The 18,958-nt window shown below is 72.0% G+C and carries 19 protein-coding genes; 7 read left to right on the top strand and 12 right to left on the bottom strand.

From position 1 onward, the window contains the following. Nucleotides 1–5 precede the first annotated feature (5 nt). The 8 genes from BR85_RS01325 to BR85_RS01290 form a co-directional block, all read right to left on the bottom strand. Nucleotides 6–458, bottom strand: a complete 453-nt coding sequence (locus BR85_RS01325; RefSeq protein WP_028494892.1) for an SRPBCC family protein — start codon at nt 456–458, stop codon at nt 6–8. Nucleotides 459–506: 48 nt separating this feature from the next. Beyond that, nucleotides 507–1,403: an SDR family oxidoreductase gene (locus tag BR85_RS01320; RefSeq protein ID WP_028494891.1), complete on the bottom strand. Its 897-nt coding sequence runs from the start codon at nt 1,401–1,403 to the stop codon at nt 507–509. A gap of 28 nt (nt 1,404–1,431) precedes the next feature. Then, a complete protein-coding gene (locus BR85_RS01315; RefSeq protein WP_081782630.1) occupies nt 1,432–3,303 on the bottom strand; it encodes a glycoside hydrolase family 15 protein in 1,872 nt (623 codons plus the stop codon). Between the two features lie 25 nt (nt 3,304–3,328). Continuing rightward, the gene (locus tag BR85_RS01310) at nt 3,329–3,829 is read right to left on the bottom strand and encodes a GNAT family N-acetyltransferase (protein WP_028494889.1); all 501 of its coding nucleotides are present in this window, start codon (nt 3,827–3,829) and stop codon (nt 3,329–3,331) included. Nucleotides 3,830–3,838: 9 nt separating this feature from the next. After that, the gene (locus BR85_RS01305; protein ID WP_028494888.1) at nt 3,839–4,231 is read right to left on the bottom strand and encodes a DUF3054 domain-containing protein; all 393 of its coding nucleotides are present in this window, start codon (nt 4,229–4,231) and stop codon (nt 3,839–3,841) included. Then, on the bottom strand, nt 4,228–4,986 hold the full coding sequence (locus BR85_RS01300) for a sulfurtransferase (RefSeq protein ID WP_028494887.1): 759 nt from the start codon (nt 4,984–4,986) through the stop codon (nt 4,228–4,230). The genes BR85_RS01305 and BR85_RS01300 overlap by 4 nt, the downstream gene beginning before the upstream one ends. 50 nt (nt 4,987–5,036) lie before the next feature. Beyond that, nucleotides 5,037–5,681 (bottom strand): NAD(P)H-binding protein, encoded by a 645-nt coding sequence (locus BR85_RS01295; protein WP_028494886.1) that lies wholly within the window; start codon nt 5,679–5,681, stop codon nt 5,037–5,039. 96 nt (nt 5,682–5,777) lie between these two features. Beyond that, nucleotides 5,778–6,785, bottom strand: a complete 1,008-nt coding sequence (locus tag BR85_RS01290; RefSeq protein WP_028494885.1) for an SDR family NAD(P)-dependent oxidoreductase — start codon at nt 6,783–6,785, stop codon at nt 5,778–5,780. Between the two features lie 110 nt (nt 6,786–6,895). Here BR85_RS01290 and BR85_RS14800 point away from each other — a divergent pair, with 110 nt between their 5' ends. After that, the gene (locus BR85_RS14800; RefSeq protein WP_051526104.1) at nt 6,896–7,564 is read left to right on the top strand and encodes a TetR family transcriptional regulator; all 669 of its coding nucleotides are present in this window, start codon (nt 6,896–6,898) and stop codon (nt 7,562–7,564) included. Between the two features lie 9 nt (nt 7,565–7,573). On the opposite strand, the gene BR85_RS01280 is transcribed toward BR85_RS14800, so the two are convergent. Continuing rightward, nucleotides 7,574–8,527, bottom strand: a complete 954-nt coding sequence (locus tag BR85_RS01280) for an aldo/keto reductase (RefSeq protein ID WP_028494884.1) — start codon at nt 8,525–8,527, stop codon at nt 7,574–7,576. A 91-nt stretch (nt 8,528–8,618) separates the two neighbouring features. Here BR85_RS01280 and BR85_RS01275 point away from each other — a divergent pair, with 91 nt between their 5' ends. Beyond that, a complete protein-coding gene (locus BR85_RS01275) occupies nt 8,619–9,647 on the top strand; it encodes an LLM class flavin-dependent oxidoreductase (protein ID WP_028494883.1) in 1,029 nt (342 codons plus the stop codon). Between the two features lie 63 nt (nt 9,648–9,710). Then, nucleotides 9,711–10,337 (top strand): ArsR family transcriptional regulator, encoded by a 627-nt coding sequence (locus BR85_RS01270; RefSeq protein WP_028494882.1) that lies wholly within the window; start codon nt 9,711–9,713, stop codon nt 10,335–10,337. 9 nt (nt 10,338–10,346) lie between these two features. On the opposite strand, the gene fdhD is transcribed toward BR85_RS01270, so the two are convergent. Together fdhD and moaA are read right to left on the bottom strand one after the other, a co-directional pair. After that, a complete protein-coding gene (gene fdhD, locus BR85_RS01265; protein ID WP_028494881.1) occupies nt 10,347–11,183 on the bottom strand; it encodes a formate dehydrogenase accessory sulfurtransferase FdhD in 837 nt (278 codons plus the stop codon). Nucleotide 11,184: 1 nt separating this feature from the next. Beyond that, nucleotides 11,185–12,252, bottom strand: coding sequence for a GTP 3',8-cyclase MoaA (moaA, locus tag BR85_RS01260; RefSeq protein WP_028494880.1), 1,068 nt, complete (start codon nt 12,250–12,252; stop codon nt 11,185–11,187). A 130-nt stretch (nt 12,253–12,382) separates the two neighbouring features. Here moaA and BR85_RS01255 point away from each other — a divergent pair, with 130 nt between their 5' ends. From BR85_RS01255 to cydC, 4 genes are read left to right on the top strand one after another with little or no spacing between them, the layout of a single operon-like run. Next, nucleotides 12,383–13,828: a cytochrome ubiquinol oxidase subunit I gene (locus tag BR85_RS01255; protein ID WP_028494879.1), complete on the top strand. Its 1,446-nt coding sequence runs from the start codon at nt 12,383–12,385 to the stop codon at nt 13,826–13,828. A 9-nt stretch (nt 13,829–13,837) separates the two neighbouring features. Then, complete coding sequence (gene cydB / locus BR85_RS01250; RefSeq protein ID WP_028494878.1) at nt 13,838–14,869, top strand: cytochrome d ubiquinol oxidase subunit II; 1,032 nt, start codon at nt 13,838–13,840, stop codon at nt 14,867–14,869. Nucleotides 14,870–14,910: 41 nt separating this feature from the next. Continuing rightward, the gene (gene cydD / locus BR85_RS01245) at nt 14,911–16,572 is read left to right on the top strand and encodes a thiol reductant ABC exporter subunit CydD (protein ID WP_028494877.1); all 1,662 of its coding nucleotides are present in this window, start codon (nt 14,911–14,913) and stop codon (nt 16,570–16,572) included. After that, the gene (cydC, locus tag BR85_RS01240) at nt 16,569–18,230 is read left to right on the top strand and encodes a thiol reductant ABC exporter subunit CydC (protein WP_028494876.1); all 1,662 of its coding nucleotides are present in this window, start codon (nt 16,569–16,571) and stop codon (nt 18,228–18,230) included. The genes cydD and cydC overlap by 4 nt, the downstream gene beginning before the upstream one ends. On the opposite strand, the gene BR85_RS01235 is transcribed toward cydC, so the two are convergent. Continuing rightward, nucleotides 18,227–18,826, bottom strand: a complete 600-nt coding sequence (locus BR85_RS01235) for a GNAT family N-acetyltransferase (RefSeq protein WP_028494875.1) — start codon at nt 18,824–18,826, stop codon at nt 18,227–18,229. The genes cydC and BR85_RS01235 overlap by 4 nt on opposite strands. Between the last annotated feature and the right edge of the window lie 132 nt (nt 18,827–18,958).

The raw sequence follows: 18,958 nt of genomic DNA, 5'->3' as shown, positions 1-18,958 counted from the left end.
GGCCCCTACGAGACGTCGCCGCGCCAGGCGCCGGTCTCGGTGCCGCGACCCTCGATGAACTCCTTGAAATTGTCCAGGTCCTTCTTCACCGCGTGGTCGTCCACGCCGACGAGGGCGCCGACCGTCTCCACGAGCCCCTTCGGCTCCCACTCGAGCTGCACCGTCACGCGGGTGGTGTTCTCGTCGAGCTTGTGGAAGGTGACGACGCCGGCGTGGTCGGCGTCGCCGTCGATGCTGTTCCAGGCGACACGCTCATCGGGGTGCTGCTCGGTGATCTTGGCGGTGAATTCGCGCTGCACGCCGCCGATCGTCACCTTCCACCGGTTGGTGGTGTCGTCGATCTGCGTGATCGAGTCGACGAAGCTCAGGAACTGCGGGAACGACTCGAACTGCGTCCACTGGTTGTACGCCGTCGACACGGGGACGTCGACGTCGATGCTCTTCGTGATGCTTGCCATGGGTGTTCTCCTTCTCTTCGTGGGTCTGGGGCTGGGTTGTGCGACGCGTCAGGGTGTGGGCATTCCGCCGTTGACGTTCAGGGTCTCGCCGAGCACATAGCTCGATTCGGCCGACGCCAGGAAGACGTACGCCGGGGCGAGCTCCGCCGGCTGCCCCATGCGTCCGAGCGGGGTGTCCTCACCGAACTTCTCGAGCTTCTCCGGCGGCTGGCCGTCCGTCGGCTGCAAGGGCGTCCAGATCGGTCCCGGGGCGACCGCGTTCACCCGGATGCCCTTGGGCGCGAGCTGCTGTGCGAGACCCTTCGTGAACGCGTTGATGGTCGCCTTCGTCGAGGCGTAGTCGACGAGGATGTCCGACGGCGAGTACGCCTGGATCGAGGTCGTGTTGATGATGGTCGCGCCTGCGGGCAAGTGCTTCAGCGCCGCCTTCGTGATCCAGAACATCGCGTACACGTTCGTCTTGAAGGTGTCGTCGAACTGCTCGTCGGTGATGTCCTCCAGGGACTCCTGGTAGATCTGCTTGCCGCCGTTGTTGACGAGGATGTCGAGGCCGCCCAGGGCCGCGACGGCGTCCTCCACGAGCGACCGGCAGTATGCGGCATCCCGCAGATCGCCCGGCAGCGTCGCGACGGTCGCGCCGGCATCGCGCAGGATGCCGGCGATCCGCTGCGCGTCCTCCTCCTCGCTCGGCAGGTACGACAGCGCGACGTCGGCGCCTTCACGGGCGAACGCGATGGCGGTCGCCGCCCCGATACCGGAGTCGCCGCCGGTGATGAGCGCCTTGCGTCCGGTGAGGCGACCCGTCCCCCGGTAGCTCTCTTCGCCGAGATCCGCACGCGGAGTGAGGTCGGCGTCGAGGCCGGGCTCGGCCATCTCCTGCTTCTCCGGCTCGATGTCCGCGTACAGCGTCGCGGGGTCCGTGAACGTGTATTGATCACGCGTCATGCGTCCTCCTCGGGTGTCGGTGATTCGGTCAGCGGTCATGGAGCTTCTCCTCCGGGACGAGCTCGCGGATGGTGAGGGCCGCGCTGAGGAACGCCAGGTGACTGAGCGCCTGGGGGGTGTTGCCCCACGCCGAGCCGTCGTCGGCGTCGATCATCTCGGCGTAGATCCCGACGTCGTTCGCGCGCGTGACGAGGTCGTCCATGAGGTCGAGCGCCTCGTCGTGGCGGCCGACGCAGGCCAGCGCGTGCGCGCGCCAGAACGCGCAGGCCACGAAGGTCTTCTCCTCGCGGTGCACGCCGCTGTACCGGTACATCAGCGGGCCGGCGCCGAGCTCCGCGGTGAGGGCGTCGATCGTGCGCGACATCCGCTCGGACCGGTCGAACCCGCTGAACGCGTGGAGCAGGACGGACGCGTCGAGATCGTCGGTCCCCGGGTGGGCGAGGTAGGCGCCTCGCTCCTCGGACCAGCAGTTCTCGTCGATCCACTCCCGGATGCGGTCGCGTTCGGCCCGCCACCGTTCGGCGCTGCCCGGGATCGCGCCCTGTTCGGCGAGGTACACGGCGTCGTCGAGGGCCTTCCAGCACCCCATCTTCGAGGAGGTGTAGTGCTGGCGCTGCGGGAGCTCCCACATGCCTGCGTCGGGGTTGCGCCAGAGATCGCACGCGCGGTTCGCCGTCTCCGCGAGCACGCGGCCCGTCTCGTCGTCCAAGACGTTGCCCGCGTCGGCATAGGTGCGGCACACGGCGATGAGATCGCCGTAGACCCCGAGCTGCAGCTGGTGGGTGGCGCGATTGCCCGTCACGACCGGACCGATCCCCTGCCATCCGCGCACCGCGTACGCGCTGGGCTCTTCGACGAGGTCGCCGTCCAGTGTGTACATGACGTGCAGATCGGGACCGTGCCGGCGGATCGTCCGCAGGAGCCAGGAGAGCGCCGCGTGGGTCTCCTCGCGCAGGCCGAAGCGCTCCAGCGCGTGCACGGTGTAGGCGAGGTCGCGCACCCACGCGTAGCGGTAGTCCCAGTTCTTGCCTCCGTTCTCGCTCTCCGGCAGCGAGGTGGTCGCGGCCGCCGCGATCGCGCCCGTGGGGCTGTACACGAGGAGCTTCAGGGCGAGCGCGCTGCGCTGCACCTGGTGGGCCCAGGGTCCGTCGTAGGAGAACACCTCCGACCAGTACCGCCAGCTCGCGATCGTGCGGTCGATGCCCGCGTCGACGTTGCGCGGGCGCGGAACGTGCAGCGGCTCGTCGTGGGTGGCCGCCAGCACCAGCAGGTGACGGGAGCCGGGGTCGGTCGTGAACGCACCGGTCTGCCGGGGACCCGTCGGCGTCGCTTCCGGCTCCTGCGGGCCGTGGTCGAGGCCCGTGACGACGAACGCCGTCGCCCCGCACCGGACGACGGCCCCCTGGGGTGTCGTCTCGAGCCACGGAGAGCCGGTGCGCAGCGACGTCCCGGCCTGGACGGACCAGCGCATCCGCACCCGACCGGTCACCCCGTCGACCCGCCGGGCGAGTTCCGCCCACGGGAGTCGGCCCGCGACACCGGAGACGAGGGCATCGGTGACCTGCACCGTCCCGTCCGTCGTCGTGAAGGTGGTCTCGAGGACGTTGGTGCCGGGGACGTACCGGCGGACGGTCGTGAACTCCGCTTCGGGGGAGAGCGTCAGCTCGCCGCCGGTCTCGTCGTCGAGGATCTCGGCGAACAGCGGCGCGGCGGAGACAGCGGGCAGCGGAAGCCAGCCGACGCGTCCATCCCGCCCGATCAGCGCGACCGTGCGGCCGTCGCCGATCGGCGCGTAGGACTCGATCGGTGCGAACGTCACACGGCCTCCTGCGTCTCTGGAGTGCCAGTGTCGCCCATCGCCGGAGATGATGCCCGAGGGTTGACAAGCTCCGGCGCGCATGGGAAGAGCGCGCGGTCGCGCCGGTTCAGGCGCGGGCGAGCTCCGCCAAGGACGTGCCGGTGAGGCGCTGCGTCGTCCACTCCGCGAGCGGCTCCGCGCCGATCGCGCGGTAGAAGCCGATCGCGGGCGCATTCCAGTCCAGCACCGTCCATTCGAAGCGGCGGTAGCCCCGCTCGACGCACTCGGCGGCGAGGGCCGACATGAGCGCGCGTCCGTAGCCGCGGCCGCGGTGCGCGTCGTCGACGTACAGATCCTCGAGCCAGATGCCGTGGGTACCCGTCCAGGTCGAGTACGTCACGAACCACACCGCGATGCCGACGATGACGTCGTCGCGCGCGACGACGTGCGCGAACGCGCGGGGCTGGGCGCCGAACAGGGTCGCCTCGAGCATCTCGGCGGAGTTCTCCACGGCATCCGGTTCGCGCTCGTAGACGGCGAGCGCGTGGATGAGGGCGAGGATGCCGGGCTCGTCGCCGGGGCGGGCGGCGCGCAGCACGGCGCCGTCGGGCAGGTCGCGGGAGGTCACCCTCCGAGCCTAGGCGGAGGGTCCGGGCCGATCCGTGCGACGCCGCAGCACGAGGCGGGCGATCAGGCGCCACCCGACGAGGGCGGCGAGGAGGACGGGCGTCGCGACGACGATGAACGGCAAGGCGGTGCCCTGCCCGGAGAGCGCGCGCAGCACCATCCCGCCGGCGACGGTCACGAGGGCGAGCGGGATGCCGGTCCGCGCCGGCGCCGTGGGCGCGCGCCACGCGAGGGTCACGCCCCAGCCGACGGCGAGCGCGAGGAGGAACGGCCAGGCCGTGCTCCAGAGGCCGAGCACCGGGTCTTCGGCGTGAGTCGTGCGCCCCGTGAGCGCGAACCCCGTCACGAGGACCGCATCGGCGACGAGCGCCCCGGCGATGTGCGCGCCGGTCAGGCGGTTCACTGCTCGCACCGCTCGCCGTGCGCTGCCGGCGCGGGGGTCAGGGCGGGAGTCAGGGACTCGCGGCCGTCGAAGACGAAGCAGTCGCCGCGGAAGTGGGCGGCGCCGGCGTGCGCGAAGTACCCGAGGATGCCGCCGTCGAGCTGATACGCGTCGATGCCGCTCTCGCGCAGGTGGATCGCGGCCTTCTCGCAGCGGATGCCGCCGGTGCAGAAGCTCACGACGGTCTTGCCGGCGAGCTGCGCCCCGTGCTCCTCCGCCGCGGCGGGGAACTGCGTGAAGCGGTCGATGCGCCAGTCGAGCGCGCCCTCGAAGGTCCCGTAGTCGACCTCGAACGCATTGCGGGTGTCGAGCACGACGACCTCCCGCCCCGCGTCGTCGTGTCCCTGATCGAGCCAGCGCCGGAGGGTCTCCGGGGCGACGGCCGGCGCGCGACCGGCGCCGGGACGGACGGTCGGGCGGTCCATCCGGATGATCTCACGCTTGTGCTTGACCAGCATCCGGGCGAACGGCTGCTCCGCGGACCAGCTCTCCTTCGCCGTCAGAGCGGCGAAGCGCTCGTCGGCGCGCAGGTCATCGAGGAACCCGCGCACGTCGGCGGCCGCCCCGGCGAGGAAGAGGTTGATCCCCTCCTCGGCGAGGATGATCGTGCCCTTGAGCCGCGCCGCGACCGCGTGTTCCCGCAGCGCGGGGCGGAGAGTCGCCGGATCGTCGATCTGCGTGAAGAGGTACGCCGAGACGTTCAGGACGGATGCCACCCCTCCAGCCTACGAAGGCCGGCGCCCCGCCGGCGCCGCGGCGGACCGGGTCAGCCGCGGATGGCGTCCGCGATCGGCACGTCGCCGGTGTTGAAGCGGAGCGTGCGGCGCACCGTGGAGTCGTCGGCGAGCACGGCGGCGATGACGGCGGCCACGTCGCCGCGCGCGACGGTGCCGGATTCCGCGGCATCCACGTCGATCCGGCCCATGGGCTGGTCGAGGGTGAGAGAGCTCGGGGCGACGATCGTCCAGTCCAGCCCGCTCGCGCGGAGGTGCGCGTCGGCGGCGGCCTTGGCCTCGGCGTACGCGAAGAACCCGTTCTCCGGCGGCACGCCGTGGTCCGGGCGTGCCCCGAAGTACGACACCATCACGTACCGGCGCACATCCGCGGCCGCTGCCGCGTCGATCGTGCGGATCGCGGCATCCCGATCGACGGCGTAGGTGCGCTCGGGGCTGCCGCCGCCGGCGCCCGCCGACCAGACGACGGCGTCATTGGCGCTCAGGAGATTCGCGAGCTGCTCGGTGTCGAGCCGCTCGATGTCGGCGACGACGGGCGTGGCGCCGGTCGCGGCGACCTCCGCCTCGTGGTCGGCGTTGCGGATGACGGCCGTCACGTGGTCGCCGCGGGCGACGAGGAGGGGCTCGAGGAGCAGGGCGACCTTGCCGTGTCCGCCGATGAGCAGGATGCGGGCCATGAGAAGGCTCCTTCCGGTTGGGCCTTCGAGACTACGCCGCGCACGACGAAGGGCGCCCGGCGGATGCCGGACGCCCTCCGGGGTGGGCAGCGGTGCCTACTGCACCGACCACCCGCCGTCGCTCGGCAGGATCGCGCCGTTGATGTTCACACCGTCGTCGGACAGCAGGAACGTGATGGACGCGGCCAGCTGCTCCGCCGTCGCGAGCGTCGGGATCGCGGACTGGAACGGCTGCAGGCGGGCCTGGCCGGCCTCCGACACGTGCGGCGGGAACGGGATGCCGGTGGCGACGCCGCCGGGGGCGACGAGGTTCACGCGGATGCCCTGCGGGCCGTACATGAAGGCGGCGCTGCGGGTCATGCCCGCGACGGCGTGCTTGCTCGTCGTGTACGCGTTGCCGGACGCGTTGCCGCGCAGGCCCGCCTCGGAGCCGACGTTGACGATCGAGCCCTTGCCGGCGGCGAGCATCGCCGGCAGCACGGCGCGGGTGAGCTTGAAGGCGCCCGTGACGTTGACCGCCATGACGCGGTCCCACATCTCGTCGGTGGTCTCGCCGAGCGGCGAGAAGTCGTCGTTGATGCCGGCGACGTTGGCGAGCGCGTCGATCTTCTCGCCGGCGGCGGCGACGATGGCATCCACGGACTCGGTCTTCGTGATGTCGCCGACGACCGTGGTGATGTCGGCGTCGGCGAGGGAGCCGCGGAACTCCTGCAGGCGCTCGGCGGACATGTCCACGGCGATCACGCGCCCGCCCTCGCGGGCGATGCGCGACGCGGTGGCGCGGCCGATGCCGGACGCGGCCCCGGTGACGACGACGGTCTTGCCGGTGAAACGACCGGGCGTGATCCGTTCGGTCCAGCCGGTGGCTTCGGTCTCGGGCATGACCCCACCGTTGGCCTTCAGAACGAGGTCGTCGATGACCGACTGCGGCATCTGGCCCTGGCTGAGCGGCACGAGCTGCTGCAGCGGGAGTCCGCGGACGGGTGCGAGCGATTCCTCCGATGCCCCCGACGCGGCGAGAAGCCCACGGACGAGCTGCCCGCCGACCTCGCTGTCGAGCCATGCGCCGATCGTGCTGTCGGCGGTGAGCACCTTCTCTGACATGTGATTCCCCTTCGCTTCCGACCCGATCGAAGCTGATCGGGCCCGGCGGGCGATAATTCCCGTCCGGGAAATACTAAACTCGCGCATGCCGCGGATCAAGAGGAGGCGCCATGGTCAACCCGCAACGCCGAGGACGAGGATCGCGCGCGGGGCTCGACCTCGACCGCATCATCGACGCCGCGCGCGGCATGGACCCGGAGCGGCTGACGATGCAGGCGCTGGCCGACGAGCTGGGTGTGGACCGGAAGGCCCTCAACCACCATGTCACCGACCGCGAAGGGCTTCTCGAGCTGCTCGCGATCGACGCGTTCCGGCGCCGGTTCGCCGCGGAGGACGTCGACCTCGGAGCGACCTGGCAGGACGCCTGCCGCGCCTACGCGGACGCGATGCGCCAGAGTCTCGGGGACACGGGTGAATGGCTGGCGTTCTTCCGCTTCACGAATCCGCACGACCTCGCGATCGTGGGCCCCGCCGAGACGGTCGCGGAGCGGATGCTCGCCGCCGGGTTCGACGACGTGACGGTCAGCCGCGCCATGCATCTGCTCATGACCATCTGCAGCGGCTTCGCGCGGGATGCCGTCATCGGCCGGCGGGAAGGCGGGCACCCGCACATCGAGGCGCTCCGCTCCGCGCTGGCATCCGACGACGGCGGGTACACCGCCCTCCGCGACCTCGTCGACGCGCGGGTGGACAACTTCGGCGACGAGCAGTTCCGCTTCGACGTCGACGCGTTCATCGCCGCGATGGAACTGCGCCTCCCGCGCCGCGACGCCCCCTGAGCCTGCCGGTCAGGCCGTTGCGGGCGTCCACTCCGAGACGCGGTTGAGCTCGAACACCTCGTCGGCATCGAGGTCGGTGCGGGCGCCGTCGAGGAGGTCGGCGACCTGCGCCACCTGCGACGCCGACGCGATGGGCGCCGCGACGGAGGGCTGGGCGCGCAGCCAGGCGAGCGCCGTGGCCGCGATCGAGACGCCGTGCGCGTCGCCGATGCGCTCCAGGGCGTCGATGATCCGCAGGCCGGCCGGGGTGGCGTACTGCGCCGCGGCGGTCGCGCGCGGCGAACCCTGGCCCGTGACATCCGTCGAGCGGTACTTGCCGGTCAGGAACCCCTTCGCGAGCGCGAAGTACGGCACGAGGCTCAGCCCGTGCTCCTGCGCGACGGGGACGATGTGCTCTTCGACGTCGCCGCGGTGCACGAGGTTGTAGTGCGGCTGGACGGCGATGGGCTCGGCCACACCGAGGTCGCGGGCGATGCGGATCCACTCCTGGATGCGCTCGGCGGAGTAGTTCGAGACGGCGGTGTGCCGCACGAGCCCGTCGGCCACGAGCGCGCCGAACGCCGCGACGGTCTCCTCCAGGGGCACGGACTCGTCGTCGAAGTGCGCGTAGTACAGGTCGATCGCCTCGACGCCCAGCCGGCGCAGCGACGCCTCCGCGGCGGCGCGCACGTTCGCGGCCGCGAGACCCCTGAAGTCGGGATGCTGGCTGACCTTGGTCGCCACGACGATGCCGGCGGGCTTCCGGGAGGCCAGCCACTCGCCGATGATCGTCTCGCTCTCGCCACCGGAGTTGCCGGGTTTCCAGGAGCTGTACGAGTCGGCGGTGTCGATGAAGTCCCCGCCGCCTTCTCGGAACGCGTCCAGCACCGCGAACGACGTGTCGCGGTCGGCGGTCCAGCCGAAGACGTTGCCCCCGAGGGCGAGCGGGAAGATGTCGAGGTCGCTGTGTCCGATGCGGGTCATACCGAAGACCAAGGCGCCGCGGGTGCGCTCTATTCCGCCGGCGGCATCCATTCACCGGAATGCACGCCGCCGGCGTACGGTTGCACGCGTCATGGAACGCTTCGGAACCCTCTCCTTCGGCCACTACGGACCTCTCGGCGGAGGGCGCTCGCTCACCGCCGGCGATTCGCTGCGTCAGGCCGTCGATCTCGCCCAGGGGATGGACGCCCTGGGCGTGAACGGCATCGCGTTCCGCGTGCACCACTTCGCCCGCCAGCAGTCCTCCCCCATGCCGCTGCTCGCCGCGATCGCCGCGACGACCGAGCGCATCGAGATGGGCACCGGCGTCATCGACATGCGGTACGAGAACCCCTTGTACCTCGCGGAGGAGGCGGCCGCCGTCGATCTGCTCTCCGACGGGCGGCTCGCGCTCGGCGTGAGCCGCGGGTCACCGGAGACCGTCGTCCGCGGCTACGAGGCCTTCGGCTACACCGGCGCCGAGGACCCGCGCGGGGCCGACCTCGCGCGGGCGCACTTCGACCTGTTCCTGCGCGCCATCGACGGGGAGGGGATCGCCGAGCGCGACCCGGACAGCCCCTTCGGCGGCGGCACCGGCCTCCAGCGCATCGAGCCGCACTCCCCCGGCCTGCGCTCCCGCGTGTGGTGGGGTGCCGGCTCGCGGGACACCGCAGAGTGGGCCGGCCGCATCGGGGTGAACCTCATGTCGTCGACGCTGCTCACGGAGGCCGACGGGCGGCCCTTCGACCTGCTCCAGGCCGACCAGATCGACGCGTTCCGCGCCGCGTGGCGCGAGGCGGGCCACCCCGGAACGCCCCGCGTGTCGGTGAGCCGCTCGATCTTCCCGATCACGACGGCGGAGGACGAGCTGTACTTCGGGCACAGCCAGAACGGCGACGGCATCGGCTACATCGACGGGTTCCGCTCGACCTTCGGGAAGACGTACGCCGCAGCGCCCGACGTGCTCGTCGAGCAGCTGCTGCAGGATGCCGCGATCCGCTCCGCCGACACGCTCATGCTCACGATCCCCAGCCAGCTCGGCGTCGAGTTCAACCTCCGCATCGTGGAGTCCTTCGCGACGCACGTCGCGCCCCATCTGGGGTGGAAGTCGACCCGCGCGTAGCCGGCGCGACATCCTCCGGACGGTGTGGTCGACAGCCGCGCCGACACCGTGAATAATAGAGGTATGACCACAGGACGCCCCGCCGGCTACAGCGCCATCTCGAGCTACTCCCGGGTGGAGCTCCTGCACCTGATCCAGCTCCAGCGGGAGCGTACGATCGCCGATCTCGTGACCTCCACGGGCCTGCACGCGAACACCGTGCGCGAGCACCTGCAGCGGCTCATCGACGATGGCTACGTCGTCGCGGAGAGCGAGCACCGCACGACGCGGGGCCGCCCGCGCGTGCTCTACAGCGCGGCCGACGGGGCGGGAGCCTCCAGCGCCGTGCAGCAGCGCAAGGTGAAGGCGGCGGCGGAGCGCGGCGACCTGCTCCGCCGGGTCATGCCCGGCCAGCAGAGCATCGAGCTGGACACCGCGGCACTGCACCAGGTGGACGCCGTCGTGGAAGACCTCATGGATGCCGGCTTCGACCCGCTCATCGATGAGGAGGCGCTCACGATCGACCTCACGCCCTGCGCGCACGCGGAGGCTCAGGCCGCGCACCGCGAGGTGCTGTGCAGCGTGCACCTCAGCCTCATGCAGAGCGTGCTGACCGAGGCCGGCGGCCCGCTGTCGGTGGACGGCATGCGGTCCTCCTGCGACCCCACCGAGTGCGTCGTGCAGCTGCTGCACGCCGGCCACCGCCAGTAGGCGGACGGCTCAGTCGCGGATGCGGTCGGCCCGCGCGTAGGCGTTCATCGACGGGCCGCGAAGGAACCCGACGAGGGTGAGTCCGGACGCCGTCGCGAGTTCGACGGCGAGGGACGACGGCGCCGACACGGCGGCGAGGATCGGGACCCCCGCCATGACCGCCTTCTGCGCCAGCTCGAAGCTCGCCCGGCCGGACACCAGCAGCACGGTGCCGCGCAGCGGCAGGCGGTCGTGAAGCACGGCCCACCCGACGATCTTGTCCACCGCGTTGTGCCGCCCCACGTCCTCCCGCAGCACGAGGAGCTCCCCCGTCTCGGCGTCGAAGAGCCCGGCCGCGTGCAGCCCGCCGGTCTTGTCGAACGCCGCCTGCTGTGCGCGCAGCGCATCGGGGAGCGCGGCGAGCGTCGCAGCGGACACCGACGCGGCATCCGCGGCCACGTCGTACGTCGAGATCGTCTCGATGGCCTCGATCGACGCCTTCCCGCACGTCCCGCACGAGCTCGTCGTGTAGAAGTTGCGGGCGAGGTCGGCGGACGGAGGGTGCACGCCCGGCGCGAGCGTGAGGTCGAGGACGTTGTAGGTGTTGCCGTCGGTGCCGCCCGTGCCCGGTCCGCCGCAGTGGATGGCGGAGGCGAACTGGTCGCCGCGGGAGAGCACACCCTCGGAGACGAGGAACCCCGCCGCGAGCTCGACGTCGTGGCCGGGCGTGCGCATCGTGACGGCGAGCGGGACACCCGCCACCCGGATCTCCAGCGGCTCCTCGACGGCGAGCGTGTCGGGCCGGCGCACGGCCTCGCCCCCGACGGTGATCTTCACGACGGGGCTCCGGGTGGTGATGCGTCCCACGTCAGCCGCCGATCGCGTTCATGCCGCGCGTCGGCTGCAGGAACGACGGGTCGTCGATGGCATGGCCCGGAAGCTTCCCGTGCACGCACGCACGCAGCATCCGCTCGACGTCGGCGTCGTCGCCGCCGGTGACAGCGCCGCCGCGCAGCACGGGAAGAAGGTCGTATTCGGTCGCGGAGAACAGGCAGTTGCGCAACTGGCCGTCGGCGGTGAGCCGCAGTCGGTCGCAGTCGCCGCAGAACGGCGCCGTGACGCTCGCGATCACGCCGACCGATTCCGGACCCCCGTCCAGGAGGAACCGCTCCGCGGGCGCGCCACCGCGGCCGGGCACCGGCGTGAGCTGCCAGTGCCGTCCGAGCGCGGCGAGGATCTCCGTCCGGGTCACCATGGCGGTGCGGTCCCACGTGTGGCCGGCGTCCAGCGGCATCTGCTCGATGAACCGCATCTGCGCGCCGTGCGCGACGGCGAAGCGGACGAGGTCGGCGAGCTCGTCCTCGTTGACCCCGCGCATCGCGACGGCGTTCAGCTTGAGGGGACGGAGACCGGACTGCGCGGCGGCGGCGATGCCGGCGAGGACGTCGTCGAGGCGATCGCGCCGGGTGAGGGCGTGGAACCGCTCACGGTCGAGCGTGTCGATGGAGATGTTGAGGCGGTGCAGTCCCGCGGCCGCGAGGGCGGGGAGCATCTCCGGCAGCCGGATGCCGTTGGTCGTCATGGCGATCTGGACGGGGGCGCCGGCGGCCTCGATGCCGGCGAGCCGGCGGACGACGTCGACGATGTCGGGCCGCAGCAGCGGCTCCCCGCCGGTCAGCCGGAACGTCGTGATGCCCGCGGCGGCCGCGACCCGGGCGACCCGCACGATCTCGTCGGTCGTGAGGATGCCGGCGCGCGCGAGCCACTCGTTGCCCTGCTCCGGCATGCAGTACGTGCAGCGCAGCGAGCAGCGGTCGGTCAGGGAGATCCGGAGGTCGCGGTGCACGCGCCGGAACGTGTCCACGAGCGGGCCGCCGGCATCGACCGGCGCCGCCAGCGGCGCCCGGTGGGCGAGCGTGACGGGGACGGCGACCATGCTCCGAGGCTACCCGCGTGCGCGGTGCGCGGGGCGGGCGGATGGTTCGGCGTATTTTGCACGGCCGGACCCCTGACGCGTACGGGGCGTCCTCGGTACCGTGACCTTCAGATACGGGGAAGGACCGGGGATGGATCTGCTCGACCCGCTGCTGCTTGCGCGCTGGCAATTCGGACTGACGACGCTGTACCACTTCCTGTTCGTGCCGCTGACGCTCGGCATGGCGCTCACGGTGGCGATCTTCCAGACGACGTGGTTCCGCACGGGGAACGTGAAGTGGCTGCACCTCACGCGCTTCTTCGGGAAGATCTTCCTCATCAACTTCGCGATGGGCGTCGTGACCGGCATCGTCCAGGAGTTCCAGTTCGGCATGAACTGGTCGTCGTACTCCCGCTTCGTCGGCGACGTCTTCGGCGCCCCGCTCGCGTTCGAGGGCCTCATGGCCTTCTTCTTCGAGGCGACCTTCATCGGCCTGTGGATCTTCGGCTGGGACAAGCTCCCCAAGGCCCTGCACCTCGCCAGCATCTGGATCGCGACGATCGGCGCCTGGTTCTCGGCGTACTTCATCCTCGCCGCGAACGCCTTCATGCAGAACCCGGTCGGCTACCAGATGGCGCAGGACGGGGGCCGGGCCGAGATGACCGACTTCCTCGCCGTCCTCACCAACCCCGTCGCGCTCGCCGCGCTCCCGCACACCCTCTCCGCGGCTTTCATGATGACCGCCGGCGTGATCATCTCGATCGCCGCGTGGCACCTCATGCGCGGTCAGAACCTGGAGATGATGCGCCCCGCGCTGAAGTACGGCCTGTGGGGGATGATCGTCTCGTTCGCCGCCGTCGCGCTCTCCGGCGACCAGCTGGGCCTCGTCATGGTGCAGACGCAGCCGATGAAGATGGCCGCCGCGGAGGCCATGTTCGACTCCGCGTGCGGGGCCGACGCCTCCTTCTCGATCTTCTCCATCGGCACCCCGGACGGCACCGGCGAGATCTGGTCGCTGCGTGTGCCGTACCTGCTGTCGTTCCTGTCGACCCACACCCTCGATGGCTGCGTCGAAGGCATCAACGACCTCAACGTGCAGTACACGACCGAGCTGTTCCCGCAGTTCGCCGACCAGGTGGAGGGCAACTTCGCCCCCATCCTGTGGATCACCTACTGGTCGTTCCGCTGGATGATGGGCCTCGGCGGCATCGCCGCGCTGACCGCCGTCGTGGGTCTGTGGCTCACCCGGAGCAAGGCGAAGCGCGACGTGCCGCAGTGGGCGTGGAAGCTCGCCGTGTGGGCGTGGCCGGCGTCGCTGGGCGCCATCCTCATCGGCTGGATCTTCACCGAGATGGGCCGTCAGCCGTGGATCGTGTTCGGGCTCATGCTCACCGAGGACGGCGTCTCCCCCTCCGTGCCCGGCTGGACCGTGCTGATCTCGCTGCTCGCGTTCACCGGGATCTACGCCTCGCTCGCGGTCGTGGAAGCCGGCCTCATCATCAAGACGGCCAAGGCCGGCCCCGAGCCGCTGCCCGGGCCTGACGACCCGGATCCCTCCGACATCCCGGTCGCCGACACCCCGACGACGGTCTACTAGGAGCACGTCATGGATCTCGCATACGTCTGGTTCTTCATCGTCGGCGTGCTGTTCGTCGGCTACTTCGTCCTCGACGGGTTCGACTTCGGGGTCGGGATGTCGCTGCCCTTCCTCGGCAAGGACGACGTCTCCCGCCGCCAGATCATCAACACGATCGGGCCCGTCTGGGACCTCAACGAGACGTGGGTCATCGTCGCCGGCGCCTGCCTGTTCGCGGCGTTCCCGGAGTGGTACGCGACGCTGTTCAGCGGCTTCTACCTCGCGCTCCTCGTCATCCTGCTCGCCCTCATCGCGCGCGGCGTCTCCTTCGAGTACCGCCACCAGCGTGACTCCCTGCGCTGGAAGCGGGGCTTCGACCGCATGATCGTGGTGGGGTCGGCTCTGCCTGCGCTCCTCTGGGGCGTCGCCGTCGCCAACATCGTGCAGGGCGTACCGATCGATGCGGACCACGAGTTCACCGGGTCGCTGCTGACGCTGCTGAACCCGTACGGCCTCTGGGTCGGCGTCACGACGCTGCTGCTGTTCTGGCTGCACGGCGTGTACTTCATCGCCCTGAAGACCGATGGGCAGGTGCAGCAGGATGCGCACGTGCTCGCGCGGCGCCTCGCGATCCCCGCGGTCGTCTTCGCCGCCGGCACGGTCGTCTGGACCTACGTCATCGCCGCGGGCCGGGAAGCACCCCTCCTCTGGGCCGTCATCGCGTGCGGCGTGATCGCGGCGCTCGCCCTCCTGGCATCCGTCGTCGCCAACGCGGTCAAGCGGGACGGCTGGGCGTTCACGGCCGGCGCGGGGACGATCGTGTTCGCGGTGCTCACGCTGTGGCTCGCGCTGTTCCCGTTCGTCATGCCGTCCTCGACCGACATCGCCTACAGCCTGACGATCGAGAACGCCTCGAGCACCGACTACACCCTCACGATCATGACGTGGGCGGCGGTGATCTTCCTGCCGCTCGTGCTGCTGTACCAGGGCTGGACGTACTGGATCTTCCGCAAGCGCGTCACGCGGTCGCGGATCGAGAAGGCCGCCGCGCTCGTCCACTGAACCGGCGCGGGCATGCCGCCCGCGGATGGCAGGATCGAATCATGGCTTCATCGGGTGGGGCGGTTGCGCGCACACGCAGCCGCCCCGTCGACCCCCGGCTCCTCCGCTACGCACACGCCTCGCGCGGGTTCTTCCTGGCGATCGGCGTCATCGCCGCCGCCCAGACCGTCACGATCATCGCGTTCGCCTGGCTCGTGACGCGGGCGATCGTCGACGCGATCGGCGGACGCGAGCTCACCGGCACGCTCCTCGCCCTGGCCGGCGTCGTGGCGCTGCGCGCGGCGCTGCTGTGGGCGCGTGAGATCGTCGCCGCGCGGGCGGCCGCGCGGGTGGAGGCCGAGCTCCGCTCCCGCCTCGTCGCCGCCGTGGGCCTGCTCGGGCCCGGCTGGCTCGCAGGTCGCAACTCCGCGCAGCTGGCCGTGACCGCCGGCCGCGGGCTCGAGGCGCTGGACGCGTACTTCGGCCGCTACCTGCCGCAGCTCGTCCAGACCGTCGTCGCGACCCCGGTCCTCATCCTCGTCATGTGGTGGGCCGACTGGATCTCGGGCCTCACCGTCGTCCTGACCATCCCGCTCATCCCGCTCTTCATGGTGCTCATCGGGCTCGCGACGCGCGCCGTGCAGCAGCGCCAGTGGGAGACGCTCGGGCGTCTCGCCGCGCGGTTCGCCGACACGGTGCGAGGCCTGTCCACCCTCAAGGTGTTCGGCCGGCAGCACCGCGCGGCGGATTCGATCCGGCGTCTCACGGCGATCTACCGCCGCGAGACGATGCGGGTCCTGCGGGTGTCGTTCCTGTCCGGGTTCGCCTTGGAGTTCCTGGCATCCATCTCGGTCGCGATCATCGCCGTCACGATCGGCTTCCGCCTCATCGACGGGTCGCTCACCCTCCTGGTGGGCCTGTTCGTCCTGCTGCTCGCGCCCGAGGCGTACCTGCCGCTGCGGCAGGTCGGGGTGCAGTTCCACGCGGCCGCGGAGGGCGTCGCCGCGACCGACGACGTCTTCGCGGTGCTGGATGCCGCGCGGCACGCGGCCGCGCCGGCCCGGGCGGCCGCGGTGCCGGGCGACGGCGTGCTCGTGCTCGACGGCCTGCGTGTGCGCCGCGGCGACCGCCTGCTGCCGCCGGTCTCGGTGACCGCGACACCCGGCACGGTGACGCTGCTGGAGGGACCGAGCGGCGCCGGCAAGACCAGCATCCTCGCCGCCCTGCGCGGCGCGGCACCCTGCGAGGGCGGGGCGACCTACGGCGGTGCCGATGTCGCCGACCTGGCGCCCTCGACGTGGCTCGCGTGGGCCGGTCAGGCGCCCGGGCTCATCGCGGGCACCGTGGCGGCGAACGTGACGCTCGGCGACTCCGACCCCGACCCCGACGTCGATCTCGTCTGGCGCGCACTGGGGCTGGCCGGCGCCGAGCACCTGGCGGCGGAGCGGGAACTGGGCGTGCAGGGCGCGGGGCTCTCCGGCGGGCAGGCGCAGCGGGTCGCGGTGGCCCGCGCCTTCTACCGGCACCTGCGCGGGTTCGGACCGGTCATCGCGCTCGACGAGCCGAGCGCAGCGCTCGATGCCGCGACGGAGGCCGACCTCTGGACGTCGCTGCGCACGCTGGCAGACGGCGGCGCGACGGTCCTGCTGGTCTCGCACCGCGAGTCGGCCCGGACGATCGCCGACCAGGTGGTCCGGCTGGATGCCGCGGCGGTGACCGCATGACGACCGCCGCCGACGTCCTCCGCCGCGCCATGCCGCCCGTCCGCCGGTTCTGGCCGGGCGCCGCGTCGGCGTTCGCGTCCGAGGCCTCCGCCGTCGCGCTCCTCGCCGTGAGCGCGTGGCTCATCGTGCGGGCGAGCGAGCAGCCGCTCGTCATGTACATCTCCGCGGCCGTGGTCGGGGTGCGCGCGTTCGCGCTCGCCCGCGCCGCCTTCCGCTACACGGAGCGCCTCGCGAGCCACGACGCGGCGCTGCACCAGCTCGCCGTGACGCGCACCGACCTCGTGCGACGGCTCATCCCGCTGGCCCCTGCGGGCCTGGACCGGAGCCGCCGCGGCTCGATGCTCGGCGCGCTCGTGGACGACGTCGACGAGCTGCAGGACCTCCCGCTCCGGGTCGTGCAGCCCCTCGTCTCCTCCGCCGCCGTCGCCCTCGGGGCGGTCGTCCTCGTGGCGTTCGTGTGGTGGCCGGCCGCCCTGACGCTCCTCGGCTGCCTCGTCGTCGCGGGACTCCTCGCGACCGCGTGGGGCTGGGCGTCCGGCGCACGGGCGGAACGCGCGATCGCGCCGCTGCGAGGCCGCCTCGCCGACGCCGTGCTCGACCACCTCGGCAGCCTCGACGTGCTGATCGCGTGCGGCGCCGAGCCCGAGAGCCGCGCCCGCATCGGCCGCGCCGACGCCGACCTGCGCCGCGCGGTCATCCGCCGCGCCGGCGCGCAGGCGGGCACCGCGGCGGCGGTCTCCCTGCTGGCCGGCGCCGCCTCGCTGCTGGCCGTCCTGACGGCGGCGCCGGCTGTCGCGGCCGGTGACCTCGGCGGGCCGTGGTTCGCCGTCGCGGTGCTGGTGCCGATGGCCGTGTTCGAGGTGTTCGCGGCGGTGCCGCTCGCGGCTTCCGCGTGGCGCCAGGTGCGGGCGGCCGCCGCGCGGATCGCGGATGCCGTGCCCGACACGATCCCGCCTGAGCTCGTCGCCGAGACGGATGCCGGCACCGGGGCCGCGCCCGACCTCGGAGACGGGCTGACGCTGCGCGGCGTCACCGCCCGATGGCCCGGCGCCGCCGAGCCCGCGCTCCGCGGCGTCGACCTCGACGTGCGACCGGGCGAGCGCATCCTCGTCGTCGGGTCCAGCGGCGCCGGCAAGACGACGCTCGCGCACGTCCTCGTGCGGTTCCTCGAGGTGGACGGGGACTACACGATCGGCGGGCGGTCGGTGCGCGGCCTCGCGCCGGACGACGTGCGGCGCACGGTCGGGCTGTGCGAGCAGCATCCGATGCTCTTCGACGAGGACATCCGGCAGAACCTGCTCTTCGCGCGGGACACCGCCACCGACGCCGAGCTGGAGGCGGTGCTGGAGCGCGTCGGCCTGGGCCCGTGGCTCCGCGACCGCGGGGGCCTGGACGCCCGCGTCGGCGAGCGGGGGGCACTCGTCTCCGGCGGCCAGGCGCAGCGGCTCGCCCTCGCGCGGGGCCTCCTGCGCGGCTTCCCCGTCCTCGTGCTCGACGAGCCGACGGCGGGCGTCGACCCGGCGGCATCCGACGCGCTGCTCACCGATCTGATGACGGCCGTGGGCGGCGACCGGGCCGTCGTGCTCATCTCTCACGTCCGCGTGCCGGAAGGCCTCGTCGACCGCACGGTCCGGCTCGCGGACGGCCGGATCGTCTAGGCCAGGTCGATGGCGAAGGCCTGCACGCCCTCGTGGGACGGGACCGGACGGAACCCGAGCCGGCGGTAGAACGCCAGCGCGCCGGCGTTCTCCGACGACGCGACGAGGTGCAGGCCCGTCACGCCCCGCTCCCGGAGGGCGGTGAGGAGCGTCTCGATGAGGCGACGCCCCCAGCCCTGCCCCTGCACCTCGGGGAGCAGATCGATGTGCAGGTGCGCAGGGTGCGTGTCGGCGTACGGCTCGGCGCCGGCGCGGCGGCCGTACGCGTAGATGAGCGTGCCGTCCTGCCGGGTGGCCTCGCTCTCCGGGCGTGGCCAGCGGCCGGCGAACCGCGGCCACCACTCCTGCGCGAACCAATCCTCGAACGCCCGGGTGTCCGGCGTCCCGACGACGTAGCCGACCACACGTCCGTCGTCCGTCTCGAGCACGAACGCGAGATCGGGATGCCGGGCGACATAGGGGAGCACGAAGACCTCGGCCCAGATGTCGTCGTCCGCGAAGATCCCCGTCGCGTCGGCTCCGGCATCCCCGGTCTTCAGGCAGATCTCCGCGAGCGCGGCTTCGTCGCCGGGACGGAACGGGCGGATGCGGGGCACCCCCGCATCCTGGCACGAAGCCGGGACGTTCGCCCAGCGGGCAGCGTCGGCACCGCACCTGCTCCCCCGCGTGACCCAACGGCGGAGATCCTCACGCACCGCCGCGGAATGGATGCCGGAACGCGGCGCCGT

The organism is Microbacterium sp. UNCCL10 (assembly GCF_000746195.1).
In the GTDB taxonomy this organism is placed as follows: domain Bacteria; phylum Actinomycetota; class Actinomycetes; order Actinomycetales; family Microbacteriaceae; genus Microbacterium; species Microbacterium saccharophilum.
Note: the sequence above shows the minus strand (reverse complement) of the source record. Positions and strands in the feature narration are given on the sequence as shown.

What these genes read in the sequence shown, in the direction of transcription:
- BR85_RS01325 (WP_028494892.1), bottom strand. Translation starts at nt 458, where the DNA reads ATGGCAAGCATCACGAAGAGCATCGACGTCGACGTCCCCGTGTCGACG.
- BR85_RS01320 (WP_028494891.1), bottom strand. Translation starts at nt 1,403, where the DNA reads ATGACGCGTGATCAATACACGTTCACGGACCCCGCGACGCTGTACGCG.
- BR85_RS01315 (WP_081782630.1), bottom strand. Translation starts at nt 3,303, where the DNA reads ATGCGCGCCGGAGCTTGTCAACCCTCGGGCATCATCTCCGGCGATGGG.
- BR85_RS01295 (WP_028494886.1), bottom strand. Translation starts at nt 5,681, where the DNA reads ATGGCCCGCATCCTGCTCATCGGCGGACACGGCAAGGTCGCCCTGCTC.
- BR85_RS01290 (WP_028494885.1), bottom strand. Translation starts at nt 6,785, where the DNA reads ATGTCAGAGAAGGTGCTCACCGCCGACAGCACGATCGGCGCATGGCTC.
- BR85_RS14800 (WP_051526104.1), top strand. Translation starts at nt 6,896, where the DNA reads ATGGTCAACCCGCAACGCCGAGGACGAGGATCGCGCGCGGGGCTCGAC.
- BR85_RS01280 (WP_028494884.1), bottom strand. Translation starts at nt 8,527, where the DNA reads ATGACCCGCATCGGACACAGCGACCTCGACATCTTCCCGCTCGCCCTC.
- BR85_RS01275 (WP_028494883.1), top strand. Translation starts at nt 8,619, where the DNA reads ATGGAACGCTTCGGAACCCTCTCCTTCGGCCACTACGGACCTCTCGGC.
- BR85_RS01270 (WP_028494882.1), top strand. Translation starts at nt 9,711, where the DNA reads ATGACCACAGGACGCCCCGCCGGCTACAGCGCCATCTCGAGCTACTCC.
- moaA (WP_028494880.1), bottom strand. Translation starts at nt 12,252, where the DNA reads ATGGTCGCCGTCCCCGTCACGCTCGCCCACCGGGCGCCGCTGGCGGCG.
- BR85_RS01255 (WP_028494879.1), top strand. Translation starts at nt 12,383, where the DNA reads ATGGATCTGCTCGACCCGCTGCTGCTTGCGCGCTGGCAATTCGGACTG.
- cydB (WP_028494878.1), top strand. Translation starts at nt 13,838, where the DNA reads ATGGATCTCGCATACGTCTGGTTCTTCATCGTCGGCGTGCTGTTCGTC.
- cydD (WP_028494877.1), top strand. Translation starts at nt 14,911, where the DNA reads ATGGCTTCATCGGGTGGGGCGGTTGCGCGCACACGCAGCCGCCCCGTC.
- cydC (WP_028494876.1), top strand. Translation starts at nt 16,569, where the DNA reads ATGACGACCGCCGCCGACGTCCTCCGCCGCGCCATGCCGCCCGTCCGC.